Origin of the sequence: Streptomyces sp. NPDC018947, from assembly GCF_044390505.1 — a bacterium.
Lineage (GTDB): Bacteria > Actinomycetota > Actinomycetes > Streptomycetales > Streptomycetaceae > Streptomyces.
Genome location: NZ_JBIRZD010000008.1, coordinates 41,890 through 68,413 on the forward strand (window position 1 = coordinate 41,890; position 26,524 = coordinate 68,413).

Sequence of the window (26,524 nt, forward strand, 5' to 3'; positions counted from 1 at the left end):
CGGGACCTCAGCGTCGTGCGCGGCGCGGGGTGAGGAAGCCGTCGTCGCGCGCCTGGCCGATGAGCCTGAGCGATCTGCGGCGGCTGTGCCCGGTCGCGCGCATCACCGCGAGGACCGGGTCGCCGCCCCCCTCCCGGGCCGCCCGGTACTCCTCGGCGACGAGGCGGCGCCCTTCCCTGCCGCGCGGCCAAGTGGGACGTGCCCGGCGCGACGCGCCCCCGGGGTGGTCACCGCGGGCCGGCGCGCAGACCTCGAAGAGCGGGTTCTCCAGCCACTCGGCGAGCACGGACAGGTCGTCGAGGGACAGGCCCGGTTCGGCGCGTACGTCCTCCACGCGGACGCCGTCGTCGGACAGGGCCGCGAGCGCGTCGACGCGTGCGCCGTCCGCGAACGTCCACCGGACGTCGAACCAGGTCGTGGTGGTGCGGCCCTCCCGGACCGCCCACGTGTGCCGCACGGACATCTCACCGTCGTCCGGACAGCGGTCGGAAAGCTGAAGAGAACGATCAACGAAGGATGCTTCTAGCACACCCGCAACGTAACCGCATGATCACATTCCATCCGAAAGACACACGCACCGCCCCGCGCGGGCGACACCCCGTCAGCGCAGCGGCGTGCGGTCAGGCGGCGCCGAGGCGGGCGGCCTGACGGCCGGCGGCGTCCAGCAGGGCGTCGAGGAGTCCGGGGAAGAGGGCGTCCAGGTCGTCCCTGCGCAGCCCGTTCATCTTGGCGGTGCCCCGGTAGGTCTGCCGGATCACGCCGCTCTCGCGCAGCACCCGGAAGTGGTGGGTGCTGGTGGACTTGGTGACGGGCAGGTCGAAGTACGAGCAGGAGAACAGCTCGTCGCTGCCGGCGGCGAGGTCGCGCACGATCCGCAGCCGCATCGGATCGGAGAGGGCGTGCAGCACGCCCTCCAGCCGGATCTCCCCGCGCTGCGGATGCGGCAGGTCGCGGTTGCCGGCGGCGGTGGCGGGGGTCACGGCGGCTCCAGTTCGTCCGGAAGGTCCCACCGTCCAGGAGGGATGCGAGAAGGCTCCCATTGTACGAAGACCACCGTAGTTTGACATCCGACGTACTACGAGAGTTATCGTACGAGCCGTTTCCCCGGACCGCGACCGACAGATGGAGCCGCACCCATGAGCGCCCTCTTCCAGCCCCTGAAGCTGCGTGACGTCACCCTCCCCAACCGGGTGTGGATGGCTCCGATGTGCCAGTACTCGGCCGCACCGGAGGGCCCCCTGGCGGGCGCGCCCGGCGACTGGCACTTCGCGCACTACGGCGCACGGGCGGCGGGCGGCACCGGCCTGATCGTCGTCGAGGCCACGGCCGTCTCCCCGGAGGGCCGCATCTCCCCGCAGGACCTGGGCCTGTGGAACGACACCCAGGTCGAGGCGTTCCGCCGGATCACGGACTTCCTGCGCACACAGGGCACGGTGCCGGGGGTCCAGCTCGCCCACGCCGGCCGCAAGGCCTCGACCGCGCAGCCGTGGAAGGGCGGGGCGCCGGTGGGCGCGGACGCACACGGCTGGCAGCCGGCGGCGCCGAGCCCACTGGCCTTCGACGACGGTCACCCGGTGCCGACCGAGCTGACGGCCGCGCGGATCCAGGAGATCGTGGGCCACTTCGCGGACGCCGCCCGCCGGGCCCTGGCCGCCGGGTTCGAGATCGCCGAGATCCACGGTGCCCACGGCTACCTGATCCACGAGTTCCTCTCGCCGCACTCCAACCGGCGCACCGACGCCTACGGCGGTTCGTACGAGAACCGCACCCGCTTCGCCCTGGAGGTCGTGGACGCCGTGCGCGCGGTGTGGCCCGAGGACAAGCCGCTGTTCTTCCGCGTCTCGGCGACCGACTGGCTGGACGAGGGGGGCTGGACGCCGGACGACACCGTCCGCTTCGCCCGCGACCTCCAGGCCCACGGCGTCGACCTGCTCGACGTCTCGACCGGCGGCAACGCGCGGGTGCGCATTCCGGCCGGGCCCGGCTACCAGGTGCCGTTCGCCGCACGCGTGAAGGCGGAGACCTCGCTGCCGGTCGCCGCCGTCGGCCTCATCACCGAGGCCGGACAGGCGGAGAAGATCCTGGCCAACGGCGAGGCCGACGCGGTACTGCTGGGCCGCGAGCTGCTGCGCGACCCGTCGTGGGCGCGGCGGGCGGCACGGGAACTGGGCGGCGAGGTGCGGGTGCCGGACCAGTACGGCTGGGCCGTGTGACGCCGCGGCCTTCCGCGGATCCCCGCCGGACACCCGCGCCGGCGGGGTCAGGCGCCGTCCGCCCCAAGGCGGCCGGCCTGTTCCCGTTGGTAGGCCGTGTACGCGTCGCGCAGGTCCGCACCCGGCCAGTGCGGCGGCAGGAGCCGCGGCGGCAGGACGGGGTCGGCGAGCAGATGGCGTACGACCGCCGCGTAGGCGGTGAGCCGCTCGGCCGGCCGCCGCGCCCCCTCGACGTGCGCCAGCAGGGCCCGGGCCGTCGCGGCCCAGGCGTCCAGCGGCCAGAGCTCCGCGGCCAGCTCACGGGCCGGCCGCGCGGGACGGGCGGCGCAGCGCTCGGCGACCGCGTCGAGGTCGCCGGGCAGCGGGCGGCTCAGATTGGCGGGACGCAGCCACACCCCCTCGCGGAGTTCGGCGAGGCGCAGGGCCGCCAGCCGGGCGCGCAGTCCGGCGCGTTCGGCCGGACCGCGTCCGGACGCGGTGATCACCACCATCTCCCAGTCGCCGTCCCACGCGCGCGTGTGCGGGCGCACGGCCTCGTCCTGGCGCCGCTGGCGTTCGAGGAGCCGCTCGCTCAGCCGGTAGCCGGTGCCGGTGCGCCGCAGGTCCCCGGCGTTCACCATGCGGCTGAGCGCGGCCCGCACGGTGGAGCCGCCGACGTCGAAGCGTTCCACGAGCCGCACCAGGTCCCGGACCGGCAGCTCGGGGGGATGCGTACCGAGCAGCAGGCTCAGCACGACGGACCGCGCCGACAGCGGGCGCAGCGCCGGCTCGCCCGGGGGCGCTGGGTCGTCGAGCGGCGGGGACACGCACGTACTGTACGTGCCGCGACCCGCGTGTTGCACTATTGCTGCGACCGTAGGGGCGGTGCAACACTCGGTTCATGACGACACTCGCACAGGAGCCGTACGAGTACGGGGGAACCGCGGGCGGCCCGCAGCGGTACGCCACGCACGACGTCACCAACCAGCCCCCTCCCCTGGCGCCGTACGACGCCAGTGAGGACGCGGCCCTGCTGGAGGGCGTGCGGCGCGAGGGCGCGCAGTGGGCCGAGGAGGAGCTGCGGCGGCTCGGGCTGCGGGCCGGCAGCGTCCAGGCGCAGGAGTGGGGCGAGCTGGCCAACCGACACGAGCCCGTGCTGCGCACCCACGACCGGTACGGGAACCGCGTCGACGAGGTCGAGTACCACCCGAGCTGGCACCGCCTGATGCGGGTGGCGGTCGGTGAGGGCCTCGCCGCCTCGGCCTGGGCAGACGACCGGCCGGGCGCCCACGTGGCGCGGACGGCGGGCGGACTGGTGTGGGGCCACACCGAGGCGGGGCACGGCTGCCCGACCTCGATGACGTACGCGGCCGTGCCCGCGCTGCGGCGGCAGCCGGAACTGGCGAAGGTCTACGAGCCGCTGCTGACCAGCCGGGAGTACGAACCCGGGCTGCGCACGCCCACGGAGAAGCGCGGCCTGCTGGCCGGCATGGGGATGACCGAGAAGCAGGGCGGCTCGGACGTGCGGACCAACACCACGGCGGCCGCCCCGACCGCCGAACCCGGCGTCTACGCGCTGCGCGGGCACAAGTGGTTCACGTCGGCGCCGATGTGCGACGTGTTCCTGGTGCTGGCCCAGGCGCCCGGCGGGCTCTCCTGCTTCCTGGTGCCGCGCGTGCTGCCAGACGGCACCCGCAACACGTTCCGCATCCAGCGGCTGAAGGACAAGCTCGGCAACCGGTCCAACGCCTCCTCCGAACCGGAGTTCGACGGGACGGTCGCCTGGCTGGTGGGGCCCGAGGGGCAGGGCGTCAAGACGATCATCGAGATGGTCAACTGCACCCGGCTGGACTGTGTGATGTCCTCGGCGACGCTGATGCGCAAGACCCTCGTCGAGGCCGGTCACCACGTGCGGCACCGCAGCGCGTTCGGCGCCCTGCTGATCGACCAGCCGCTGATGCGCAACGTCCTGGCCGACCTGGCGCTGGAGTCGGAGGCGGCGACGACGCTGACGCTGCGGCTGGCCGGCGCCGCCGACCGGGCGGTGCGCGGGGACGCCGGGGAGGCGGCGTTCCGGCGGATCGCCACCGCCGTCGGCAAGTACTGGGTGACCAAGCGGGGCCCGGCGTTCACCGCGGAGGCCCTCGAGTGCCTGGGCGGCAACGGCTACGTGGAGGAGTCCGGCATGCCGCGCCACTACCGGGAGGCGCCGCTGCTGTCGATCTGGGAGGGCTCGGGGAACGTCAACGCCCTCGACGTGCTGCGCGCGCTCGGCCGCTCGCCCGAGACCGCGCACGCCCTGTTCGACGAACTGGCCCTCGCGCGCGGGGCGGACGCCCGGCTGGACGCCGCCGTGGCCCGGCTGGAGACGGGGCTGGCCTCGGCGTCCGAGACCGGCGCCCGCCGGCTGGTGGAGCTGATGGCCCTCACCCTCCAGGCGTCCCTCCTCGTCCGGCACGCGCCGCCCGCCGTCGCCGACGCCTTCTGCGCGAGCCGGCTGGGCGGCGACTGGGGGCACGCCTTCGGGACGCTGCCGGACGGGGCCGACCTCGGCGGCATCCTGGCCCGGGCGCTGCCGGACGCGGGCTGAGCAGCCTCGGCGAACCTCCCGCCTGGCGCGACACCACCGGCCTGACCTGCGGCGATGCCCTTTCCGGAGGTGACTGTCAGTGGTCGGGTGCAGACTGGCCGGTGTCCGAGACAAAGAGGTCGACGACACCGCGGAGGTGATCGGCATGACCGAGGTACTGCTCGCCGTGGGCACCCGCAAGGGCTTGTTCATCGGGCGTCGGCGAGGTGGCACCTGGGAGTTCGACGAGAGTCCCTACTTCAACGCGCAGGCCGTGTACTCGGTCGCCGTCGACACCCGCGGTGACACCCCGCGGCTGCTGGCCGGCGGCGACAGCGCGCACTGGGGCCCGTCGGTGTTCCACTCCGACGACCTGGGCCGCACCTGGACGGAACCGGCGCGGCCCGCCGTCAAGTTCCCCAAGGACACCGGGGCTTCGCTGGAGCGCGTGTGGCAGCTCCATCCGTCCGCCGCGGAGCCGGACGTCGTCTACGCGGGCACGGAGCCGGCCGCGCTGTACCGCTCGGAGGACCGCGGGGAGAGTTTCGAGCTGGTCCGCCCCTTGTGGGAGCACCCCACGCGGTCGCGGTGGGTGCCCGGCGGCGGCGGTGAGGGGCTGCACACGGTCCTCACCGACCGGCGCGACCCCCGGGCGGTGACGGTGGCCGTCTCGACCGCGGGCGTCTTCCGCACCACGGACGGCGGGGCGAGCTGGGCGCCGTCCAACTCGGGTGTCTCCGCGGTGTTCCTACCCGACCCCGACCCGGAGTTCGGCCAGTGCGTGCACAAGGTCGCGCGGGACGCGGCCACCCCGGACCGGCTGTATCTGCAGAACCACTGGGGGGTGTACCGCAGCGACGACGCCGGGGCGCACTGGACGGACATCGGCGCGGGGCTGCCGTCCACGTTCGGTTTCGCGGTGGCCGCCCATCCGCACCGGGGCGACACGGCCTACGTCTTCCCGATCAACGCCGACGCGGACCGGGTCCCGGCCGACCACCGCTGCCGGGTCTTCCGCACGTCGGACGCGGGCAAGACCTGGGAGCCGCTGACGGCGGGGCTGCCGCAGGAGGACCACTACGGCACGGTGCTGCGCGACGCGCTGAGCACCGACGACGCGGAGCGGGCCGGCGTCTACTTCGGCAACCGCAACGGGGAGCTGTTCGCCTCGGCCGACGACGGCGACAGTTGGCGGCAGTTGGCCGCCCATCTGCCGGACGTGCTCTGCGTGCGGGCCGCGGTCGTCGGATGAGCGGTGCGGGGGAGCGGGTCGCGGCCACCGGTTGATCGGCGTCACCCGAACGGCAGTAGGGTGACGCCCGTGGCACCACGACCCTTGCATGAAATCGTCGAAGCGGGCTGGGCGAAGGCCCTGGAACCCGTCGCCGGGCGGATCGCCGGAATGGGTGACTTCCTGCGTGCGGAGATCGCCGCCGGACGCACCTATCTCCCCTCCGGGCCCAACGTCCTGAGGGCCTTCCAGCAACCCTTCGACGACGTACGGGTCCTGATCGTGGGTCAGGACCCGTATCCCACCCCGGGGCACGCGGTGGGGCTCTCGTTCTCGGTCGCTCCGGACGTGCGCCCGCTGCCCGGCAGCCTCGTCAACATCTTCCGGGAGCTCCACGCCGACCTGAACCTGCCCCAGCCCTCCAGCGGGGACCTCACCCCCTGGACCCGGCAGGGCGTGCTGCTGCTCAACAGGGCCCTCACCACGGCGCCGCGCAAGCCCGCCGCCCACCGCGGCAAGGGCTGGGAGGAGGTCACCGAGCAGGCGATCCGGGCCCTGGCCGCGCGGGGCAAACCTCTGGTGTCCATCCTGTGGGGCCGCGACGCCCGCAATCTGCGTCCCCTGCTGGGCGACCTGCCCGCCGTGGAGTCGGCCCACCCGTCCCCCATGTCGGCCGACCGGGGCTTCTTCGGCTCCCGCCCGTTCAGCCGGGCCAACGACCTGCTGATGCGGCTCGGCGGCCAGCCGGTGGACTGGCGCCTGCCGTGACCGGGGACGGGGCGGAACACGCGTCCGGGGCCGGCTTCCTCGCCGTGGACTCCGGCGGCTCGGGGCTCCGCGTCGTCGTCGGCACCGCCGGCGGGCGCGGTCCGCTGGCCCGGCGTGCGTCGCGCGAGCCCGTGCGCACCGGGCCGCGCGGCATCGAGCCCGGGCACCTGCTGGAGCAGCTGCTGCCCATGGCCCGGGAGTCCGCCGCCGAGGCCGGGATCGGACGGATCGGCACCGTCGTGATCGGGGCCGCCGGGCTCGCCACCCTGGGCGACGCCCTGCGCGCCGAACTGCCGGGCGCCCTCGGCCGGGAGCTGGGTGCGCGGACGGTCGCGCTCGTCGCCGACGCCGTCACCGCCTACGTGGGCGCCCTCGGTCCCCGGCCCGGCGCCGTGGTCGCCGCGGGCACCGGGCTGATCGCGACCGGCACCGACCTGGTCCGCTGGCGCCGCGCGGACGGCTGGGGACATCTGCTCGGCGACTGCGGCGGGGGCGCCTGGATCGGACGGGCCGGCCTGGAGGCGGCACTGCGCGCCCACGACGGACGGCAGGACGGATCCGCGCCGCTGCTGGCCCGCGCCGAGGAGCGGTTCGGGCCGGTCACGGGGCTGCCCGGCGTCCTGTATCCGCGCACCGACCGCCCCGCCGTCCTCGCGTCGTTCGCGCCCGAGGTGGCCGCCTGCGCGGACGCCGATCCCGTCGCCCGGGGCATCCTGCGCGCCGCCGCACGGCACATGGCCGACTCGGCCGCCGCGGTCTGCCCTCCGGAGGGTGAGCCCCGGATCGCCGTCACCGGCGGTCTGCTGAAGATGGGCGACCCCCTCGTCGTGCCGCTGGAGGAGGAGCTGGCCCAGCGGCTGCCGCACGCCCGGCGGGTGGAGGCGGAGGGCGATCCGCTGCACGGGTCGGTACGCGTCGCGACCGACCTGACGACCGGCGGCCTCACTCTTCCCGGGGATGACCGGATGCTGACCGTGACGACGGTGCCGGACGGCTGAGAACGGCCCCCGGAGAGGGGAATCGTGCCGATGTCGTCCGATCCGTGCATCACTCATCAGACAAAACCGGACGGATACCGCTCACCTGCACCCTCCCCGAACGGGGAAGCCCGGGAAACCAGTAACATGCGGCGCCATGAGCTCCCCCACTGGGCCCGCGTCCGGCCTGCCAGTACGAATGCCGCGCCCCCGCCAGCCCGGGCGGCACCGCCGACCCGAGCCCCTGGTGGCTCCCGAGGGCGCGCCCGCGCTCGTCCTCGCGGTGCCGGGCACGCCCAGTAGCACCACCCGCGGCCTCGCCGACGAGGTCCTGAGCATCGCCCGTTCCGAACTGCCCGGCCTCGACGCCCGCACCGGTTTCCTCGACGGGGACGACGAGGAGTACCCGTCGCTGTCGGCCGTCCTCGCGCACGCCGCCGAGGAGCGCACCGCCCGTTACGAGCAGGCGCGCGACGCCGGCCTGGACGTCAAGGAGCCGGACGGCCCGGTCGCCGTCGTCGTGCCGCTGCTCGCCGGCCCGGACAGCGCGCTGCTGCGCCGGATCCGCCAGGCCGTGATGGACAGCCGCGTCGCGGCCGAGCTGACCGATGTGCTCGGCCCGCACCCCCTGCTCGCCGAGGCGCTGCACGTGCGCCTCTCGGAGGCCGGTCTGGCCCGCGCCGACCGCGCCCGGCTGTTCACCGTGGCGACCGCGGCGGACGGCATCATCCTCGCCTCCGTGGGCGGCGACGAGGCCGTGCAGGCAGCCGGGATCACCGGCATGCTGCTGGCCGCGCGCCTCGCCGTGCCGGTGATGGCGGCGGCGCTGGACGAGGAGGGCTCGATCGCGTCGGTGGCCGAGCAGCTCCGCTCCTCCGGCTCGCAGCAGCTCGCGCTGGCGCCGTACCTGATCGGCCCGGAGATCGACGCGTCCCTGCTGGAGGAGGCGGCGAAGGAGGCAGACTGCTCCACCGCCGAGCCGCTCGGCCCGTACCCGGCGATCGGCAAGCTGACGCTGGCGAAGTACACGACCGCGCTGGGCATCTCGCCGCAGCAGCCGCAGGGCGCCCCGGTCCGCTGAGGCGGACGGCACCCGCACGGTCACGGCACGCACGGCCGAAAGGGCCCGCACCGGTACGGGAGCGGGCCCTTCGCCGTGTAGTGGGGCCCGTGAGCGCGGGACCCGGCGGATCAGCCGAAGATCACGCAGGACGCCGCGGGGACGTCCAGCGAGCCCCTGCGGCGGGGCAGCCCGGTCGCCGGGTCGAGCGCGAACCAGGTGACGTCCCCGGAGCGCTCGTTGGCCGCGTAGAGGAAGCCGTCCGACTCGGCGATCGCCCGGGGCCAGCGGCCTCCGCAGGGCACCGTTCCGGTCAGCCGCAGGCCGTCCGGTTCGACGGCGAGGACGGACAGCACGTCCTCGCCGCGGGTCGCGGTCCACACGAAGCGGCCGTCGGGCGAGACGACGATGCCGGACGGGTAGGCGTCGCCGGCCGGGGCGCCGGGCAGCACCGGCACCTCGGCGAGCGGGCGCAGCGTGCCGTCGGCGGCGTCCCAGTGGCAGACCGTGACCGTGGGGGCGAGTTCGTTGGCCACGTAGGCGCGGGTGCCGTCGGGGTGGAAGGCGAGGTGGCGGGGGCCCGAGCCGGGGCGCAGCGCGATCTCGCGGTGCACGGTGAGGACGCCGTCCGCCAGGGCGCAGACCCGCACCGAGTCGGTGCCGAGGTCCACGCTGACGGCCCAGCGACCGCTGGGGTCGGGCTGCACCTGGTGGGCGTGCGGTCCCTGCTGGCGCTGGGCGTGCGGGCCGGAGCCGGTGTGCCGGAGCACCCCGGACGCGGAACGGGCGAGGGTGCCGTCGGAGCGGACCGGCACGGCGCTGACGCTTCCCGAGCCGTAGTTGGCGGTCAGCACGTGCCCGGCGAACAGGCTCAGGTGGGTCGGTCCCTCGCCCCCGACCGGCACCGGGCGCCCGGCCGGCTCGGGCTTGTCGCCGCGGACGCGGTATGCGGCGACCGCGCCCTCGGCGGTCTCGCTGACCGCGTAGAGCGTGCCGCCGTCGGGCGCGAGGGCCAGGTAGGAGGGGTCGGGAACGCCGTTCACGCTGGACAGGAAGGTCAGCGTGCCCTCGCCGGGCGCGACGGCCGCCGTCACGATCCCGGGGCCCCCGGCCGCCGTGAACGACCCGATGAACGCCCGCCGCCTGTCGCCGTCCGCCACCGCTGACCCCTCTCGTCCCGTGCCACGCCGGATACCGCGCCGGGTGCCGACCGGTCGCCGGCCCCGGAGCGACGGTAGCAGTCGATCACGTGCGGTCTAGACCAAGCCGGGGGGCGTCGCCGGGTCAGGCGCCGACCAGCGGGGATCCGGACGGGCTGCGCAGGGGTGCGGCGAGTTCGGCGAGGGCGCGCTCCAGGCCGTGCAGGTGGGCGAGGGCCGGCTCGGCGGCGAGCGGGCGCTCCTCGTGGTCGGGAACGGCTCCGCCGCCGGTGAGCGCCTCGACCGCGGTCTCGACCCGCCAGCAGGCGGCGGCCAGCCGGGCGTCGTGCGAGGCCTCCGGGTCGGCGGCGACGGCGACCAGGCCGCGGATCTCCCGGGCGCAGTCGTCGAGCAGGGCGAGTACGCGGCGGGCGCGGTGCTTGCGGCCCCGCATGGGGTTGAGCGGGTGCACCAGCGGGGCGATCGACAGCCGCACCCGGGCGAGGAGCTGCTCCAGTTCGGCCACGCGCGGCGCCGGGTCGGCGTCCTCGGCACCGGCCAGGCGGGCGGCGGCCTCGGCGGTGCAGGCGTGGACGCAGCGCAGGGCGCGCTGGATCCAGGCGTCCGTGACGGCGTGGGTGGTGACGGGAAGGACGAACAGTACGGCCAGCACGGCGCCGAGCGCGCCGACGCCGGTCTCGGCGATCCGCAGGGCGAGCAGTCCGGGGGTGAGGACGCCGAGGAGGCCGTAGAGCAGCTCGGCGAGCAGGGTGACGCAGAGCATCATCCACGTGTAGGAGACCGCGGCGCTGTAGAAGATGCCGAAGACGCAGACTGCGGCGAGAACGGCGGTGGGCACGGTGGTGCCGGCCACCGGGACGGCGACCAGGAAGCCGAGGCCGATGCCGACGACCGTGCCGAGCACGCGCCGGAAGCCTCGGACCAGGGTGTCGCCGCGCGAGGTGGTGTTGACGAAGACCCACCAGGTGGCGCCGACCGCCCAGTACCAGCGGTCGCCGGAGACGAGCTGCCCCACGACCAGGGCGAAGCCCGCGCCGACGGTGGCCTGGACGGCCTGGCGGGTGGTGATGCGGGCCAGTCCGGTGCCGCCGGGAGGAGCGGGCACCGCGGGCACGGGCATACGGCGCTCGTAGCACCACAGGCCGAAGCGCACCGCCGCCGCGGTGGCCACGGACAGCAGGACGGCGGCGTACATCTCGGGCAGCCGGTCCGTGGTCGCGTGCAGGAACTGGGCGATGAAGAAGGTCATGAACGCGAACACGCCGAGGCTGTGACCGCGCGGGCCCCAGCGGCGGGCGTAGACGCCGGCGCCGACCACGGCGAGGAAGGCGAGGTCGCGGGCGACAGGGTGGGCGTGCAGGGCGGCCGCGGCGGTGAGGACGGGCAGCCCGGCGACCGGGAGCAGCGCGGTGGTGACCGCCTGGCCGCGCACGGTCGCGTCGGTGACGGTGAACAGGGCGAGCAGCGCGGCGAGCCCGCCGATGACGGCGCCCACGAGGGAGATCCCGGCCAGGCCGCAGACTACGACGGCCAGCCCGATACCGAGCACGGCCCGCGTGGCGAAGCGCAGCCGCACCCGCCCCGGGTCCGGGCTCACGAACACCCTCTTCAGCACTGACTACCGCCCCCTCGCAACTGGCCCACAGGTCACCGGCATGAAAAAGGCGCCGCGGGATCCGCAGCGCCATCGACCCCTCTATATGAGCATCCCACCCACCAGTGGCTCAACAGCCGCTCTCCAGGCTGCGCCATTGGTACAGTGATCAGGGCCTTCCTACGGCCACCGTAGAGCCATTGGCCGACGAGAGGAACGGGGGTGCCATGGCGGTCGACGAGCTCGACACCCGCATCCTGCGGCTGCTGCTGGAGCAGCCGCGCACCAGCGTGCGCGAGTACGCCCGCATCCTCGGGATCGCCCGCGGCACGCTCCAGGCGCGCCTGGACCGGCTGGAGCGCGACGGTGTGATCACCGGCACCGCGCCGTCCCTCTCCCCCGCCGCGCTGGGCCATCCCGTGCTGGCGTTCGTGCACATCGAGGTCACCCAGGGCCATCTGGACGAGGTGGGCGAGGCGCTGGCGGGCGTGCCGGAGATCGTCGAGGCCTTCTCCATCACGGGAGGCGGCGACCTGCTGACCCGGGTGGTGGCCCGTGACAACGCGCATCTGGAGGACGTCGTCCAGAAGCTGATCAGCCTGCCCGGCGTGGTCCGCACCCGCAGCGAGGTGGCGCTGCGCGAGCGGGTCCCGCACCGCCTGCTGCCGCTGGTGGAGTCGATCGGGCGCACGGCCCGGAAGTGAGCCTTGGCATGCTGGGCGCATGAGCACTCTCGACGGAATCTCGGTCGTCTTCGATCTCGACGGAACGCTCGTGGACAGCGAGCCGAACTACTACGAGGCCGGCCGTCAGACGCTCGCCGAGTACGACGTACCGGACTTCACCTGGGCCGAGCACGAGGAGTACGTCGGTATCAGCACCCAGGAGACGGTGGCCGACTGGAAGCGGCGGTACGGGCTGAGCGCACCGGTCGAGGAGCTGGTCGCCGCCAAGAGCCGCCGCTACCTGGAGCTGGCCCGCACCTCGACACGGGTGTACCCGCAGATGCGGAAGTTCGTGGAGCTGCTGGCGGGCGAGGGCGTGCCGATGGCCGTGGCCTCGGGATCGTCGCGCGAGGCGATCGGGGCGATCCTGTCCCGCACCGGCCTGGACGCGTATCTGCGCACCCTGGTCTCGGCCGACGAGGTGCCGCACGGCAAGCCGGCGCCCGACGTCTTCCTGGAGGCGGCCCGCCGCCTCGGGGCGTCCGCGGCGGACTGCGTGGTCGTCGAGGACGCCGCTCCCGGGGCCGCCGCCGCGCACGCGGCCGGGATGCGCTGCATCGCGGTCCCGTACGTCGCCGCGCAGGCCGACGCCCCCGAGTTCGCCACCGCCGGGCTGCTGGTGCGCGGCGGGCAGGCGGAGTTCACCGCGCGGGCGGCGTACGACTGGCTCGCGGGGGCGACGCGGTCGTCCTGAGCGGGGCCGCGGTCCGGGCGAGGCGGTTGCCCGCTCGGGTGGCCGTCTCCCCGGTCCTGCCCCTGAACGCGCTCGCCTCGGGGCGGGGGCCGTGGACGCGCCGCGTGCGCTACTTGCGGCGGGGCCTGCCGCGTCGGCCGCCCTTGGCGGTGCCGCCCGAGCCGCGCCGTGCGCCGCCGCCGGTCGGTTTGCCGGGGGCCTGCTTCCTCCCCGCCGCCCGGGTGCTCCGCGCCGGCGTCGCGCGCTCGTCCTTCGCCTGCGCGGGGGCGGGCCGCCGGCCCCGGGTGCTGTTGACGGTCCGGCCGCGGACGATCCCGATGAACTCCTCCACCAGGTCGGTGTGCGCGTCCTCGGGCCACGACAGCGCCACCGCGGAGCCGGGTGCGTCGGTGACCGGCCGGTAGGTGAGGTCCTTGCGGTGGTGCAGGCGGGCCAGGGAGAGGGGGACGACGAGGACACCGATGCCCGCCGCCACCAGTTCGACGGCGTCGGCGGTGGTGGCCGGGCGCTCGAAGGCGGGCTTGCCCGGCGGCCGCTCCCAGCCCAGTACGTCGTCCAGGGGGTGCAGCGCGATCTCGTCGGCCAGGTCCCCGAGGGTCACCTCGTCGGCGGCGGTCACCAGATGGTCCTTGGGGACGACCACGACCGTGGTCTCGGTGTAGAGGGGGATCGCGCTGAGGACGGTCCGGTCGACGGGCAGCCGCACCAGTGCGGCGTCCGCGTCGCCGCCCAGCAGGACACCGCTCGCCTCGGCGGCGGGAACCTGGGTCAGGGAGAGCGGGACGTCTGGCTGCCGCTCGTTCCAGATGCGCACCCACTTGTCGGGCGTCACCCCCGGAACGTACGCGAGCCGGAACGAGGGGGAGTCTTCCGAGCCTGTCACCGGGCCAGGTTACCGGGCGTGGTCGGGAGCCGCTCACACGCTCGATACCCTTGAGACCATGACGTCGCACCAGAACACCCAGACCATGAAGCCCGCGACCGCGGCGAAGAAGCTGGGTGTGTACCTCGAGGCCACACCCGCCGAGTTCCGGGAGGGCGTCGTCACGCGCGCCGAGCTGAACGCGCTCCAGGCCGACCCGCCGGCGTGGCTGCGCGACCTGCGGCGCGACGGCCCGCACCCGCGGCCGGTGGTCGCGGCCAAGCTGGGCGTCTCCATCGCGGGCCTGCGCCGTGCCGGGATCGACGAGGCGCTCACCACGGCCCGGATCGAGGAACTGAAGCAGGAGCGGCCCGAGTGGCTGGAGCGCGAGCAGGCGGTCCAGGCCGACGTGCGCAAGGAGGCCGCCCGCGTGAAGCAGCTCCACGCCGAGCGCGCCGAACGCGCCGAGCGCGCGGAGCGGTAGCGCGCGGCGGGCCGTGAGGCGGTGCCGCGACGGGCCGTGAGGCGGTGCCGCTGCGGGCCGTGAGGTCGTGCCGCGGCGGGCAGCGGGGGGGGTTCCGGGCGCGCCCGGGTCACTCCTCGGCCTTCTGCTCCGTCATGCTCCAGGCGTACTGCAGCCAGTCCGACACCGCCACGGCGGTCAGGCCCGCGCACACCAGCCGGGCCGCGCGCGGGGCGACGGCGTAGGTACCGACGAGGCCTCCCGCCACCCAGGCCGAGGTGCAGAACGGGCAGGAGACCAGGTCGCCGACCGCGTGGCGCAGCCCGCCGCCGCGCGGGGCGTCCATCACCTCGTTGGCGTTGCTGTCACGCTCCCGCCGGGTGAACGGCGCCCGCAGGAAGCTGGTGACCTTGTCCTTGGTCAGCAGCCGGGACGCCTTGAACGTCGCCGCCCCCAGCAGGGCCACGTCCCAGGCCGGCACGGTGTCGGGCAGTCGCAGACCCCGGCGCCGCGCCACCGCGGCGAAGACGCCCGCTCCCGCCGCGAAGGTCGTCGCGAGCACCGCGTATCCCGCGAGCGGAGTGTCGTCCTCGGCGCCGTAGCCCTGCTCACCGTCCGTCATGGATGCCTCCTCCTCGCGGCCGCCGTTGTGGGGGCCGCCTCGTCGACCGGGGGCGGGTGCCCTGTTCGGGCCGCCTCCAACGCGCGGGGACGGGCGTCTCGACGCATGCGTGCGCCGTCGCCGTCAGCCGGTCGGTCGCCGTCAGCCGGTCGCCGGCCCGCCGAAGAGGTCGGCGCAGTCCGTCGTCAGTGCGGCGCGCAGGCTGTCGGCCCGGTCGCGGGGCACGGCTTCGGCGAGGGTGGAGAGCACCGCGCCCGCGTCCCACTCGGCAGTGCGCGGGCGGGCGCCGGTCTGCTGGGCCACGCGCCGCAGGAACTCCTCGCGTCCGAAGGCCTCGGGGCGTCCCCGCTCCAGGCGCAGCGCGTCGTCGAGGGGCGCCGGGAGGTGCGCGGCCAGGGCTGCGGCCTCCTCCGGTTCGACACGGGAGGCGATCACCCACAGCACGGCCGTGCTGACCTGTTCCGCCTCCTCGTCGCTGTGGTACTCCCCGCGTTCACGGACCCGGGTCAGGAACTCGTCCAGCCGCACCGCGCCGCCTCCTTCCGCCGGTTGCCGCCCGGCCACGGGTGCCCCCGGCCTGCCGGGGGAAACGACCCGGTGTCGACGGCTCACCGGCGTGCGCGCACCGCGTCGGCGGCGTCGGTCACCCGCGTCACCGCGTCGTCCGTGAACAGCGCGCGTCCGGCGGCGATCCGCCGCCGCCGGTCCGGGCCGGGGGCGGTCAGCCGCCGCAGCGCGCCGAGCAGCGCGGTGTCGTCCTCGGCCGGCTCCGAGACGCCCAGCGCCGCCATCCGCCGGACGCCGTCCGCGCCGTGGCCCGGTATCGGACGGTGCCCGACGACCGGCAGTCCGGCGGCGAGCGCCTGGACGGCGGTCTGGCCCGCGGCGTTGTCCACCAGGGCGCGCACGGCGTGCAGCAGGCCGGGCATGTCCGTCACCCAGCCGAGGGCGAGCACGCCCGGTACGGCCGTCAGTTCGCGGCGCAACCGGGCGTTGTCCCCGCACAGCACGACGGGGAGGAAGCCGCCGCCGGCCAGTGTGCGAACGGTGGCCGGGAGGCGCGAGCCGACCCCCCAGGCACCGGCGGACAGCAGGACCGGAGTCCGTCCGGGACCGTGCCGGTCGAACAGCCGGCGCCACTCGTCGGCTCCGGGGGCGTCGGCGAAGAACTCGGGGGCCACCACCGGGCCGCAGGTGCCCGCGGGCCTGCCGGTGCTCCGCCGCACCTCGCGCGCCGCGTCGTCGGTGAGGCACAGACAGTGGTCGTTGCCGGGATGGAGCCACTGGCGGTGCACGGCGAAGTCGATCACGAGCACCACGCTGGGCACGCCCAGCAGACCGCGGGCGCGCAGATGTCCGGTGAGCTGGGCGCCGAGGTGGAAGACGGGCACCACCACGTCCGCGCCCATGCGGTCGGCCAGCTCCCTCAGCCGGTCCCCGGCGAGCCGGGCCAGGGGCGTCCCGCTGGGCCGGCGCCCGGGGCCGGGGCGCAGGAACAGGCCGTACAGGGCGGCGTACGCCCAGGGGAAGTGGCGTACCGAGCCGCGGTAGAAGAGCCGCAGGGCGCCGCCGAGGCCGTAGGGCAGGAGCGTGAGGACGTCCACGATCCGGGCCTCGCCGCCGCGCTCGCGGACCCGGCGGGCCAGCTCCTCGGCCACGGTGTCGTGCCCGGCGCCCATGCTCGCGCTGACCAGCAGGACACGGCGGGCGTCCCGTGGGGCGCGCGGGGGCCCGGTCCGGCGGGGCGCGGATGAGCTGCGACGATGCACGGCGCTTCAGGTTGCCCGGCCGTCGGGTTCCAAACCGGAACGGAGCGGGGCGTTTCGGGCCCTCCCTCCGGGATACTCCTTGACCGCCCGTCCGGCCGGACGCCGGAGGTCCCCCGACCCGCCGGTCGGCGGCTTCCCGGTGTCCGCCCCGAGCCAAGGTGGTCCCCATGGTCGATGCGTTCTCCCGCACCCGGTCCGCCCCCGGACCGGGGCTCTTCGCTCCCGACGCGGACCGCGCGAGGCCACGGACGCCCGCGGGTGAGCGGGGCACGAGGACCCGTACGGCCCTGGTGACCGGAGCCTCCTCGGGGATCGGCGCGGCCGTGGCCCGGCGGCTGGCCGACGAGGGCGACTGGCGGCTGGTGCTCACCGGGCGCGATCCGTCCCGGCTGCGCGAGGTGGCGGAGGACGCGTCCGCCACCGCCTTCGCCGCCGACCTGACGCTGCCCGGCGCCGAACGGAAGCTCGCCGACTTCGCGCTGGCCACGGCGGGTCGGGTGGACCTCCTGGTGGCCGGTGCCGGGATCGGCTGGGCCGGAGAGTTCCGCGACATGCCCCCGCACGCCATCGACGAGGTCTTCGACATCGACGTGCTCGCCACGCTGCGGCTGGTGCGGCTGCTGCTGCCGGGCATGATCGAGGCGGGCTCGGGCCGGGTGGTGCTCATCGGCTCGCTGGCGGGCTGCGTGGGAGTGCGCGACGAGGCCGTGTACTCCGCCGCCAAGGCCGCGCTCGGCGCCTTCGCGGACGCCCTGCGCTACGAACTGCGCGGCACGGGTGTCGGGGTGACCCATGTGGTGCCCGGTGTCGTCGACACGCCCTTCTTCGAACGGCGCGGTGCGCCCTACCGGCGGTCCAGGCCGCGTCCGGTGCCGGCGGAACGGGTCGCCGACGCGGTGCGCAGGGCCGCGGCGCGGGGCCGCGACGAGGTGTACGTGCCGGGCTGGCTCCGGTTGCCGTGCCGGGTCCGCGGCGCGGCACCCGGCCTCTACCGGCGGATGGCCGCCCGGTTCGGATGAGCTGGAGCCCGCCGCGGTGAGTGTCCTCACCGTCGTCCTCGCCCTGCTCGCGGCGCTGTCCAACGCCGCGGCGTCGGTACTGCAGCGCCGGGCCGCAGCACAGGACGAGGACCGCGCGGGCGCCGTCCACACGGTGGTGCGCTCGCTGCTGCGGCTGGTCCGCGACCGGTACTGGGTCGGGGGCGCGGCGCTGCTCGCCCTGACGACGGTGCTTCAGGCGGCCGCGCTGGCGGTGGGCAGCCTGGCCGTCGTCCAGCCGCTGATGGCGACCGAACTGCTGTTCACCCTGGTCGTCGGGAGCGTGGTCTTCCACCGGCGCCCCGACCTGCGGACCTGGCTGGCCTTCGTGGCGCTGGCCGTGGGGCTGGCGTTGTTCCTGGGCGCCGCCTCCCCGGCGGCCGGGCACGACACGGCGACGCCGGGGCGGTGGGGCTGGGCGGGCCTGGCGCTGTTCTGCGTGGTGACGGGCTTCGCCGCCGTCGGCAGCGCGGTGCGCGGCGCGCCCCGTGCCGCCCTGTTCGGGTCGGCGTCCGCGGTGGCGTTCGGAGGTACGGCGGCGCTGCTCAAGGAGGTCACCGGGCGGTTCCCGCAGGGGGTGGGCGCCGTGCTGACGCAGTGGCCGCTGTACGCCACGGGCGTCGTCGGCGTGATCGGCTTCCTGCTCCTCCAGAGCGCGCTGCGGGCCGGGACGCTCGCCGCGTCGCAGCCCGCGCTGACCCTCGGGGACGCGCTGACCAGTGTGGCCCTCGGCTGGGCCCTCTTCGGCGAGGAGATCGTCCTCGGGGTGCGGGTCCTGCCCGAGCTGATCGGCATCGCGCTGATCGGCCTCGGCAGCGTGGGCCTGGCCCGGGCCCCCTCGGTCCACGGCACCTGGGACACCGCACCCGCGGCGCGTGACGGCCCGGGGAAGGGGCGGCGGCAGGAGCAGGAGCAGAAGCAGACGTGATGACGGGGGCCCGGTGGGGCGGGGGCGGGTGGCTGACGGGGCTTGGACTTTCGGGCTGTGCGGTGAGGGGCCGCACGACGGGTTGGGGCGGCACGACCGGTGGGGGGCAGCCGGCCTGCGGGACACAGGGGTGGTGCGGGACGGCCGGTGAAGGGCGGGGCCACACCGCCGGTGCCGGACGGCCGGGGCGGGGCGGGGCGGGGTCACACTGCCGGGGCCACAGGCCGGGGTGGGACCGCTGGGGCAGGAGGGGGCCACACGGCCGGAGTGGTACGGCAGGGGCGGGGGCGGCCCGGACGGGGGCAGGGACTGCCCTGGACGGCCGACGGACCGCACGACCGGCACCGGACGACCCGCACGTCCCGCACGACCGGTGGGGACCCGCGCATCGGCCCGACGGCCCCCGGGCCGATGCGGCACCGCGTGGACTGGCGGAAAGTGGAGACGATCCCCCGGGCGTCTCGGGGAGACGGGAGGCAGAACCGATGGGGACCCGACCCCGAACCGCGGCCGGGCGGGCGGCGTGCGCCGTCGTGCCGGTCGCCGCCGCGCTGGCCCACATCGGTCCGGCCGCGACCTGGCTGCCGGAGCTGCGCCGGCGCCGGTTCCCGGAGCTGTCCGGGCTGGGCCGGGCCGGCCATGTCGCCCTCACCTTCGACGACGGCCCGCACCCGACGTCCACGCCCCGCTTCCTGGACGCGCTGGACGGCCTCGGCGTGCGGGCGACGTTCTTCGTCCTCGGCGAGAACGTCGCCCGGCACCCCGCGACCGCCCGCGAGCTGGTGCGCCGAGGCCATGAACTCGCCGTCCACGGCTGGTCGCACGACCGTCCCTGGCTGCCCTCGCCGTTACGGGACGCCCGCGAGCTGCTGCGGGCCGCCGAAGCGGTCGGCGAACTCATCGGCGGCGCGCCGCTCTGGTACCGGCCGCCCTACGGCATCCTCACCTCCGGCCGGTGGGCGGCCGCCCGGCGGGCGGGACTGCGCCCGGTCCTGTGGACGGCGTGGGGCAAGGACTGGCGGGCCGACGCCACGCCGGCCTCCGTGCGGGCGACCCTCGCGGCGGACCTGCGTGGTGGCGGCACGGTCCTCCTCCACGACACCGACCACGCCTCGGCACCGGGAAGCTGGCGGTCTGCCCTCGGCGCGCTCCCGGGCCTCGTCGCCGACTGCCGCACGGCGGGCCTGACCGTGGGGCCACTGGCCGAGCACGGGGTGGGCGGGGGCCTCGACCGGCGCGGTGGGGCCGCGGTCGCTGCCGCGCCGACCACCGGGGCCCGCCGCGGCCGCGGGGTGCCTTCCCCCACCGCCGAACGGTGACGCGCGTCCCGGTGACGTCGGGGACCGCACCGTTTCGGCCCCCGGCGCCGGGAAAGCCGTAGCGCATGAGCCACCGTGCCGACCCGCCCGAGCGGGCGCCGGACGCGTCGTCCACTCCGCCGTGGGTGCTGCGGGAGTACGCCGTGATCGCCGACGGGGAACGGGGCGCGGTCCTGGATCCCGACGGTCGGATCGTGTGGCTGTGCGCGCCGCGCTGGCACGACGACGCCGTGTTCTCCTCGCTCATCGGCGGCCCCGGGCACTTCACGCTCCGGCCGGCCGACCCGTGGCACGTCTGGGGCGGCTACTACGAGGAGGGCTCCCTCATCCGGGTCAGCCGCTGGGTGACCTCCGGCTGCCTGGTCGAGTGCCGCGAGGCCCTGGCCATGCCGGCCCGCACGGACCGGCTCGTCCTGCTGCGCCGGATGCGGGCGGTACGCGGGGAGCCGCGCCTGCGCCTGACGCTGGACGCGCGGCCGGGCTTCGGCATCGGGCGGATGCAAGACCCCCGCCGCCAGGACGGCGTGTGGTCGGCCGGCGCCGAGGGACTGCGGATGCGGCTCCTCGGGGCGCCGGACGCCGTGTGGCGGCCCGAGGAGGGGCTGACCGGCGAGTTCCGGCTGCGCGAGGGCGAGTCGCACGACCTCGTGCTGGAGCTGTCCGTGACACCGAGGGCGGAGCCGCTCGACGCGGACGCGCTGTGGCGGGCCACCGAACGGGAGTGGCAGCGGGCGGTCCCCGACTGCTCGCGGCTGATCGCCCCGCGCGACGCCCGGCACGCCTACGCCGTGCTGCGCGGGCTGACCAGCGTCTCCGGCGGCATGGTCGCCGCCGCCACCACGTCCCTGCCGGAGCGGGCCAACAGCGGGCGCAACTACGACTACCGGTTCGCCTGGCTGCGCGACCAGTGCTACGCCGGTCTCGCCGTCGCCGCGCACGGACCCCACCCTCTGCTGGACGACGCGGTGCGCTTCGCCGCCGAACGCCTCCTCGAGGACGGCGACGGACTCCACCCCGCCTACACGGTCGACGGCGACCGGGTCGGCGCCGCACGCTCCCTGCGGCTGCCGGGCTATCCCGGCGGTACCGACCACATCGGCAACGACGCGGGCGCCCAGTTCCAGTTGGACACCTTCGGAGAGGCACTGCAGCTCTTCGCCGCGGCGGACGCGCACGACCGGCTGACCGAGGACGCGGAACGGGCCGCGGCGGTCGCCGTGGACGCCGTGGAACGGCAGTGGCAGCGGCCCGACGCCGGACTGTGGGAGCTGGAGGAGCGGTGGTGGACCCACTCCCGGCTGAGCGTGGTGTGCGGTCTGCGGCGGATGGCGGACGTGCTGCCCGGCAGCGCGGGGCGGCGCTGCGGCGACCTCGCGGACACGGTGCTGCGGGAGACCCGGCGCCGTTGTCTGCGCCCCGACGGACGCTGGCGCCGGGCCGCCGACGACGACGGTCCGGAGGCCGCCCTGCTGGTGCCGATCGCCCGCGGCTGCGAGTCCGACGACGACGGCGCCGCCACGCGCGAGTACATCGAGTCCCGGCTCACCGAGGACGGCTACCTGTACCGCTTCGAGCACCCGGGCAAGCCGCTCGGCGAGGCGGAGGGGGCCTTCCTGCTGTGCGGGTTCACCATGGCGCTCGCCGCCCACCGGCTCGACGACCGCCTCGGCGCGTTCCGCTGGTTCGAACGCACCCGGGCGGCCTGCGGACCGTCGGGCCTGTTCGCCGAGGAGTACGACGTGCGCCGGCGCCAGCTCCGCGGCAACCTCCCCCAGGCCTTCGTGCACGCCGTAATGCTGGAGTCCGCGGTGCGCCTGGCCGGGGTGGCGACGGTGCCGTGAACCGGAGTGCCGGCCCCGGCCGTCGGGCCGCCACCCCGGGCAGTGCCTCCGCCGACGGACAAGACGTCGACGACGGTGACGACGGTGACGACGACGGACTACCGGCCTTCCTCGGCCCAGCGGTGGCGTTCGCCGGCGATGTCAGGCATCCGCCGCTCCCCCGCCGGGCACCGGTGCCGTCAGGACGCGGTCCGGCCGGATCGGCAGGGCGCGGTGGCGTACGCCCGTCGCGTGCCAGACGGCGTTGGCCACGGCCGCCGCGGCGCCGACGATGCCGATCTCGCCGATGCCCTTGATGCCGACCGGGTCGTCCGGGTCGGGGTCGTCGATCCAGTCCGCCTCGATGTCCGCCACGTCGGCGTGCGTGGCGACGTGGTAGCCGGCGAGGTCGGGGCCGTACAGGGCGCCGGTGGACCGGTCCCGGACCGCCTCCTCGTGCAGGGCCATGGACAGGCCCCAGATCATGCCGCCGACGAGCTGGTTCCGGGCGGTGAGCGGGTTGACGATGCGGCCCGCGGCGAAGATGCCTAGCATGCGGCGCACCCGTACCTCGCCGGTGGCGGTGTCCACGGCGACCTCGGCGAACTGCGCCCCGAAGGAGTGCCGTTCCTTTCGCGTGAGCGCGCGCAGGGCGGCAGTGGTGTCGGAGCGCACCGTGATGCCCTCGGGCGGGATGCCGGTGCCGAGCGTGAGCCGTTCGCGCAGGTCGGCGGCCGCGGCCGTGATCGCCCAGGCCCAGGAGCGGGTGCCCATGGAGCCACCGGCGATCATCGCCGGTCCGAAGTCGCTGTCCCCGATGCGGACACGCACCCGCTCGGGCGCCACCTCCAGGGCGTCGGCGGCGATCAGGGTGAGGGCGGTGCGGGCGCCGGTGCCGATGTCGGCGGCGGCGATCCGCACGGTGAAGCGGCCGTCGGCCTCCGCGGTGAGCAGGGCCGTGGAGGGCCCGGCGCCCGCGGGGAACGAGGCGGCGGCCGTGCCGGTGCCCAGCAGCCAGCGTCCGTCGCGGCGCGTGCCGGGGCGCGGGTCGCGGTCCGCCCAGCCGAAGCGGCGGGCGCCCTCGCGGAAGCAGGCGGCCAGGTTGCGGCTGCTGAACGGCTGCCCGGAGACCGGCCCCGCCTCGGGCTCGTTGCGCAGGCGCAGCTCGATCGGGTCGACGCCGCAGCGCTCGGCGAGTTCGTCGAGGGCCGCCTCGATGGCGAACGAGCCCGGAGCCTCGCCCGGCGCGCGCATGAAGGTCGGGGACGGCACGTCGAGGCGGACGACATGGTTGGCGGTGCGGTGGGCGTCGGCGTCGTACATCACCCGGGCCACGGCGGCCCCGGGTTCGACGAACTCGTACACCCGCGAGGTCTGGTTCAGCGAGCGGTGTTCCAGGGCGCGGAGCGTGCCGTCGGCGTCGGCGCCGAGCCGGACGCGCTGCGCGGTGGGGCTGCGGTATCCGCCGAGGGTGAACATCTGGCGGCGGGTCAGGACGACGCGCACCGGGCGCTGCAGCACGGTCGCGGCCATCACGGCGGACACCTGGTGCGCGCGCAGGCCCTTGCTGCCGAAGCCGCCGCCGACGTGCTCGGAGCGCACCCGGACCGCGGACTCGTCGAGGGAGAACATCTTCGCCAGCTCGGTCCGCACCCAGGTGGTGCCCTGGTTGGAGTCGACGACCTCGAGACGGCCGCCGTCCCAGAGCGCGGTCGCCGCGTGCGGCTCCATCATGTTGTGGTGCTCTTCGGGCGTGGTGTACCGCTCGTCCACGACGACCGCGGACGCGGCGAGCCGGGCCTCCAGGTCGCCCTTCTCGGTCTCGGCCGGCATGTGGCCCTGCGCGGGGTAGGCGTCGGGGTGGCCGGGGTCGAGGGTGACGTCGTGCGGTTCCTCGTCGTAGGTGACGGTCAGGGATTCGGCGGCCTCGCGGGCCTGCTCGGGTGTCTCGGCGACGACGAGGGCGACGGGCCAGCCGGAGTGCGGTACCCGGTCGTTCTGGAAGACGGCGGCGGTCGGGTCCGGCGGGCCGCCCAGAAAGCCGATGTAGTCGGTCTCGAGGCGCGGGGCGTTGCCGTGGTGGAGGACGGCGAGCACCCCCGGCATGCCGAGGACGCGGTCGGTGTCGAGGGAGCGGATACGGCCGCGCGTGACGGTGGACAGCACGAGCCAGCCGTGGGCGAGGTCGGCGAAGGGGATCTCACCGGCGTAGCGGGCCGCCCCGGTGACCTTGTCGCGGCCCTCCACGCGGGTGTGCGCGGTGCCGACCGCGCCCTGTACCGGCGTACGGCCGGGCGTGGCGGTGCTCATCGGGTGGCCTCCTCGGCGAGTTCGGTCAGCACGGCGACCACGAGATTGCGCATGAGGGTCACCTTGTAGGCGTTGCCGGGCAGGGGCCGGGCGGCTGCCAGTTCGGCGTCGGCTGCCGCGGCGAAGGTGTCGCCGCTGGCGGGTGCGCCCGTCAGCACGGCCTCGGCGGCGCGGGCCCGCCAGGGACGGGAGGCGACGGCGCCGAGGGCGAGCCGCGCCTCGCGGACGACGCCGTCCTCGATGTCGAGCGCGGCGGCGACGGAGCCGATGGCGAAGGCGTACGAGGCACGCTCGCGCACCTTGCGGTAGCGGGAGCGGGCTGCGACGGGGGCGGGAGGCAGGGTGACGCCCGTGATCAGCGCGCCGGGCGGCAGCGCGGTCTCGCGGTGCGGGGTGTCGCCGACGGGCAGGTAGAGGTCGGTGAGCGGCAACGCGCCGGGTCCGTCTGCGCCTTCGTAGGTGACGACCGCGTCGAAGGCGGTCAGGGGGACGCCCATGTCCGAGGGGTGCACGGCGACGCAGTGGTCGGAGGCGCCCAGCACGGCGTGGTTGTGGTGCTCGCCGGTGACGGCGGGGCAGCCGCTGCCGGGGACGCGCTTGTTGCACGGCTTGGCGACGTCGGTGAAGTAGCCGCAGCGGGTGCGCTGGAGCAGGTTCCCGCCGACGGTGGCCATGTTGCGGAGCTGCCCGGAGGCGCCGGCCAGGACGGCCTGGCTCAACGCCGGGTAGCGGCGGCGGACTTCGGGGTGCGCGGCGAGGTCGCTGTTGGTGACGGTGGCGCCGACGGCGAGTCCGCCGTCACCGGTCGCTTCGATGCCGTCCAGCGGGAGCTCGCGGACGTCGACGAGGAAGGCGGGGCGTTCGACGCCGGCCTTCATCAGGTCGACGAGGTTGGTGCCGCCGCCCAGGAACCGGGCGTCGGGGTCCGCGGCGAGCAGGGCCACGGCCCCGGTGACGTCGTCGGCGCGGCGGTAGCCGAATTCCCTCATGCCGCACCCTCCTCGGCTTCGGTCGCGGTCGTCCCGTGGGTGCCGGCCGCGCGGGCGACGGCCTGGAGGATCGAGACGTAGGCCCCGCAGCGGCACAGGTTGCCGCTCATCCGCTCGCGGATCTCCTCGGGTGTCAGGGGCGGCGGACCGGCCTCGGGCCGTACGTCGTCGGTGACGGCGCTCGGCCAGCCGGCCGCGTGCTCCTCGATCACGGCGACGGCCGAGCAGATCTGGCCGGGGGTGCAGTAGCCGCACTGATAGCCGTCGAGGTCGAGGAAGGCCTGCTGGACGGGGTGCAGCCGGTCGCCCTCGGCCATGCCCTCGATGGTGGTGATCTCGCGTCCTTCGGCCGCGACGGCGAGGTGCAGACAGGCGACGGCGCGCCGCCCGTCGATCAGCACGGTGCAGGCGCCGCACTGGCCCTGGTCGCAGCCCTTCTTGGTGCCGGTCATGTCGAGGCGTTCGCGCAGGGCGTCGAGCAGGGTGGTGCGGTGGTCGACGGTCAACTGGTGCTTCTGGCCGTTGACGTTCAGGATGACGGCACTGGACGTCGACGTGGGCGCTGGGGCCATGGTCAGCCTTCTTTGGTGTCCGATGACGGTTGACGGGTGCCGAGCCGGAGGAGGCCGTGCGCTTGCGGTGCGGTCGGTGAGGTACGCGGTGCGGTCGGCGGCGGGCGGATGCGGACAGGGGGGCGCACCGGGGGCGACCGTCTGGTCGCGCCGGCAGCGTCCACCGCTATGGTGAAGGGACAACCGGACAACTGTCCGCTCGGAAAACGTAACGGACAGCTGTCCGCTTAGCAAGGATGAGATTCGGCCATGCCCCGGAAGGAGGACGAGTTGCCGCAGCCGAAGAAGGACGCCCCCCTGCGCTCGGACGCCCAGCGCAACCGCGAGCGCATCCTGAAAGTGGCCACGGAGGAGCTGACACGCTGCGCGGACGCGCCGTTGAGCGCGATCGCCAAGAAGGCGGGTGTCGGCCAGGGGACGTTCTACCGCAACTTCCCCCACCGCGAGGCACTCGTTCTGGAGGTCTACCGCTACGAGATGCAGCAGGTGGCCGACGCCGCCCCGGAGTTGCTCCGGACCCGGGACCCGGAGCAGGCCCTGCGCGAGTGGATGGACCGTCTCGCCCGGTTCGCCATGACCAAGGCCGGCCTGGCGGACGCGATCCGGCTCGTCACCCGTGCGCCCGGCGGCCCGGCCAAGCCGCGGCCCACCCCGGTGACGGAGGCGGCGGCGCTCCTGCTGCGGGCGAACGAGGAGGCGGGCACGATCCGTCCCGGTGTGAGCGCGGACGACTTCTTCCTCGCCATCGCCGGGGTGTGGCAGGTCGACCCCGACGACGACTGGCAGCCGAGGATCGCCCGGCTCCTGGACTTCGTCATGGACGGACTGCACGCGGGCGCGCCCGGCCGGTGACCCGCGCCCCG

At 75.4% G+C, this 26,524-nt stretch carries 26 protein-coding genes; 14 read left to right on the top strand and 12 right to left on the bottom strand.

Annotated features, from left to right (window positions below):
- Positions 1–7 precede the first annotated feature (7 nt).
- Complete coding sequence (locus tag ACH499_RS16870; RefSeq protein ID WP_356202681.1) at positions 8–463, bottom strand: DUF6214 family protein; 456 nt, start codon at positions 461–463, stop codon at positions 8–10.
- Between the two features lie 157 nt (positions 464–620).
- Positions 621–980, bottom strand: a complete 360-nt coding sequence (locus ACH499_RS16875) for a helix-turn-helix transcriptional regulator (RefSeq protein ID WP_356202682.1) — start codon at positions 978–980, stop codon at positions 621–623.
- 156 nt (positions 981–1,136) lie between these two features.
- Here ACH499_RS16875 and ACH499_RS16880 point away from each other — a divergent pair, with 156 nt between their 5' ends.
- Positions 1,137–2,213 carry an NADH:flavin oxidoreductase/NADH oxidase gene (locus ACH499_RS16880; protein ID WP_399016488.1) on the top strand — a complete coding sequence of 359 codons (1,077 nt, stop codon included), beginning with the start codon at positions 1,137–1,139 and terminating at the stop codon, positions 2,211–2,213.
- A gap of 47 nt (positions 2,214–2,260) precedes the next feature.
- On the opposite strand, the gene ACH499_RS16885 is transcribed toward ACH499_RS16880, so the two are convergent.
- Positions 2,261–3,019, bottom strand: a complete 759-nt coding sequence (locus ACH499_RS16885) for a PaaX family transcriptional regulator C-terminal domain-containing protein (RefSeq protein WP_399016490.1) — start codon at positions 3,017–3,019, stop codon at positions 2,261–2,263.
- A 74-nt stretch (positions 3,020–3,093) separates the two neighbouring features.
- On the opposite strand from ACH499_RS16885, the gene ACH499_RS16890 reads away from it, so the two are divergent.
- From ACH499_RS16890 to ACH499_RS16910, 5 genes are all read left to right on the top strand, one after another.
- Positions 3,094–4,782: an acyl-CoA dehydrogenase family protein gene (locus ACH499_RS16890; RefSeq protein WP_399016492.1), complete on the top strand. Its 1,689-nt coding sequence runs from the start codon at positions 3,094–3,096 to the stop codon at positions 4,780–4,782.
- 79 nt (positions 4,783–4,861) lie between these two features.
- Positions 4,862–6,013, top strand: coding sequence for a WD40/YVTN/BNR-like repeat-containing protein (locus tag ACH499_RS16895; protein WP_399016494.1), 1,152 nt, complete (start codon positions 4,862–4,864; stop codon positions 6,011–6,013).
- 69 nt (positions 6,014–6,082) lie between these two features.
- Positions 6,083–6,760, top strand: coding sequence for a uracil-DNA glycosylase (locus ACH499_RS16900; protein ID WP_356202689.1), 678 nt, complete (start codon positions 6,083–6,085; stop codon positions 6,758–6,760).
- Positions 6,757–7,758 (top strand): N-acetylglucosamine kinase, encoded by a 1,002-nt coding sequence (locus ACH499_RS16905; protein WP_399016497.1) that lies wholly within the window; start codon positions 6,757–6,759, stop codon positions 7,756–7,758. Before ACH499_RS16900 ends, ACH499_RS16905 begins: the two co-directional genes overlap by 4 nt.
- A gap of 136 nt (positions 7,759–7,894) precedes the next feature.
- Entirely contained in the window at positions 7,895–8,818 is a 924-nt protein-coding gene (locus tag ACH499_RS16910) for a sirohydrochlorin chelatase (protein ID WP_399016499.1), read from the top strand.
- 110 nt (positions 8,819–8,928) lie between these two features.
- On the opposite strand, the gene ACH499_RS16915 is transcribed toward ACH499_RS16910, so the two are convergent.
- Complete coding sequence (locus tag ACH499_RS16915; RefSeq protein ID WP_356202695.1) at positions 8,929–9,957, bottom strand: lactonase family protein; 1,029 nt, start codon at positions 9,955–9,957, stop codon at positions 8,929–8,931.
- A gap of 124 nt (positions 9,958–10,081) precedes the next feature.
- Positions 10,082–11,572 carry an FUSC family protein gene (locus ACH499_RS16920; RefSeq protein WP_399016501.1) on the bottom strand — a complete coding sequence of 497 codons (1,491 nt, stop codon included), beginning with the start codon at positions 11,570–11,572 and terminating at the stop codon, positions 10,082–10,084.
- A 206-nt stretch (positions 11,573–11,778) separates the two neighbouring features.
- Here ACH499_RS16920 and ACH499_RS16925 point away from each other — a divergent pair, with 206 nt between their 5' ends.
- Positions 11,779–12,255 carry an Lrp/AsnC family transcriptional regulator gene (locus ACH499_RS16925; protein WP_356202698.1) on the top strand — a complete coding sequence of 159 codons (477 nt, stop codon included), beginning with the start codon at positions 11,779–11,781 and terminating at the stop codon, positions 12,253–12,255.
- A gap of 19 nt (positions 12,256–12,274) precedes the next feature.
- Positions 12,275–12,970 carry an HAD family hydrolase gene (locus ACH499_RS16930; protein ID WP_399016504.1) on the top strand — a complete coding sequence of 232 codons (696 nt, stop codon included), beginning with the start codon at positions 12,275–12,277 and terminating at the stop codon, positions 12,968–12,970.
- A gap of 109 nt (positions 12,971–13,079) precedes the next feature.
- On the opposite strand, the gene ACH499_RS16935 is transcribed toward ACH499_RS16930, so the two are convergent.
- On the bottom strand, positions 13,080–13,853 hold the full coding sequence (locus tag ACH499_RS16935) for a LysR family substrate-binding domain-containing protein (protein WP_356202701.1): 774 nt from the start codon (positions 13,851–13,853) through the stop codon (positions 13,080–13,082).
- A gap of 58 nt (positions 13,854–13,911) precedes the next feature.
- Here ACH499_RS16935 and ACH499_RS16940 point away from each other — a divergent pair, with 58 nt between their 5' ends.
- Positions 13,912–14,316, top strand: coding sequence for a DUF5997 family protein (locus tag ACH499_RS16940; RefSeq protein WP_356202703.1), 405 nt, complete (start codon positions 13,912–13,914; stop codon positions 14,314–14,316).
- A gap of 109 nt (positions 14,317–14,425) precedes the next feature.
- On the opposite strand, the gene ACH499_RS16945 is transcribed toward ACH499_RS16940, so the two are convergent.
- The 3 genes from ACH499_RS16945 to ACH499_RS16955 form a co-directional block, all read right to left on the bottom strand.
- Positions 14,426–14,917, bottom strand: coding sequence for a DUF1360 domain-containing protein (locus ACH499_RS16945; RefSeq protein WP_356202705.1), 492 nt, complete (start codon positions 14,915–14,917; stop codon positions 14,426–14,428).
- A gap of 141 nt (positions 14,918–15,058) precedes the next feature.
- Positions 15,059–15,445 (bottom strand): DUF2267 domain-containing protein, encoded by a 387-nt coding sequence (locus tag ACH499_RS16950; protein ID WP_356202706.1) that lies wholly within the window; start codon positions 15,443–15,445, stop codon positions 15,059–15,061.
- Between the two features lie 80 nt (positions 15,446–15,525).
- A complete protein-coding gene (locus ACH499_RS16955; protein WP_399016834.1) occupies positions 15,526–16,596 on the bottom strand; it encodes a galactosyldiacylglycerol synthase in 1,071 nt (356 codons plus the stop codon).
- A 257-nt stretch (positions 16,597–16,853) separates the two neighbouring features.
- Between ACH499_RS16955 and ACH499_RS16960 the strand changes: the two genes are divergently transcribed.
- The 4 genes from ACH499_RS16960 (at position 16,854) to ACH499_RS16975 (ending at position 21,811) form a co-directional block, all read left to right on the top strand.
- On the top strand, positions 16,854–17,705 hold the full coding sequence (locus ACH499_RS16960) for an SDR family NAD(P)-dependent oxidoreductase (protein WP_399016507.1): 852 nt from the start codon (positions 16,854–16,856) through the stop codon (positions 17,703–17,705).
- 16 nt (positions 17,706–17,721) lie between these two features.
- Positions 17,722–18,651, top strand: coding sequence for a DMT family transporter (locus ACH499_RS16965; RefSeq protein ID WP_399016509.1), 930 nt, complete (start codon positions 17,722–17,724; stop codon positions 18,649–18,651).
- A gap of 485 nt (positions 18,652–19,136) precedes the next feature.
- The gene (locus ACH499_RS16970) at positions 19,137–19,970 is read left to right on the top strand and encodes a polysaccharide deacetylase family protein (protein WP_399016511.1); all 834 of its coding nucleotides are present in this window, start codon (positions 19,137–19,139) and stop codon (positions 19,968–19,970) included.
- A gap of 65 nt (positions 19,971–20,035) precedes the next feature.
- On the top strand, positions 20,036–21,811 hold the full coding sequence (locus ACH499_RS16975; protein ID WP_399016513.1) for a glycoside hydrolase family 15 protein: 1,776 nt from the start codon (positions 20,036–20,038) through the stop codon (positions 21,809–21,811).
- Positions 21,812–21,952: 141 nt separating this feature from the next.
- On the opposite strand, the gene ACH499_RS16980 is transcribed toward ACH499_RS16975, so the two are convergent.
- From ACH499_RS16980 to ACH499_RS16990, 3 genes are read right to left on the bottom strand one after another with little or no spacing between them, the layout of a single operon-like run.
- The gene (locus ACH499_RS16980) at positions 21,953–24,100 is read right to left on the bottom strand and encodes a xanthine dehydrogenase family protein molybdopterin-binding subunit (RefSeq protein ID WP_399016515.1); all 2,148 of its coding nucleotides are present in this window, start codon (positions 24,098–24,100) and stop codon (positions 21,953–21,955) included.
- Complete coding sequence (locus ACH499_RS16985) at positions 24,097–25,089, bottom strand: FAD binding domain-containing protein (RefSeq protein ID WP_399016517.1); 993 nt, start codon at positions 25,087–25,089, stop codon at positions 24,097–24,099. The genes ACH499_RS16980 and ACH499_RS16985 overlap by 4 nt, the downstream gene beginning before the upstream one ends.
- Positions 25,086–25,661, bottom strand: a complete 576-nt coding sequence (locus ACH499_RS16990; RefSeq protein WP_399016519.1) for a 2Fe-2S iron-sulfur cluster-binding protein — start codon at positions 25,659–25,661, stop codon at positions 25,086–25,088. The genes ACH499_RS16985 and ACH499_RS16990 overlap by 4 nt, the downstream gene beginning before the upstream one ends.
- A gap of 270 nt (positions 25,662–25,931) precedes the next feature.
- On the opposite strand from ACH499_RS16990, the gene ACH499_RS16995 reads away from it, so the two are divergent.
- Positions 25,932–26,513 carry a TetR/AcrR family transcriptional regulator gene (locus tag ACH499_RS16995; RefSeq protein WP_356202892.1) on the top strand — a complete coding sequence of 194 codons (582 nt, stop codon included), beginning with the start codon at positions 25,932–25,934 and terminating at the stop codon, positions 26,511–26,513.
- Positions 26,514–26,524: the final 11 nt, after the last annotated feature.